Origin of the sequence: Paenibacillus montaniterrae (assembly GCF_018403185.1) — a bacterium.
Lineage (GTDB): Bacteria > Bacillota > Bacilli > Paenibacillales > Paenibacillaceae > Pristimantibacillus > Pristimantibacillus montaniterrae.
On record NZ_BOSE01000070.1, the window covers coordinates 1 to 232 of the forward strand.

Sequence of the window (232 nt, forward strand, 5' to 3'; positions counted from 1 at the left end):
CTTTCCCAACTCCCTCATGCGAGAGAATCGCGTATCCGGTATTAGCATCCGTTTCCGAATGTTATCCCGGTCTTATGGGCAGGTTACCTACGTGTTACTCACCCGTCCGCCGCTAAGCATCGTGTTTTCCGAAGAAAACACTAGCTCCGCTCGACTTGCATGTATTAGGCACGCCGCCAGCGTTCGTCCTGAGCCAGGATCAAACTCTCCATGAAAGTTTGTCTTGCTCATT

The 232-nt window shown here is 51.3% G+C and carries 1 rRNA gene; it reads right to left on the reverse strand.

Annotation, left to right across the window (positions count from 1 at the left end):
* A 16S ribosomal RNA gene (locus KJS52_RS27210) occupies window positions 1–215 on the reverse strand; the annotation flags it as partial.
* Window positions 216–232: the final 17 nt, after the last annotated feature.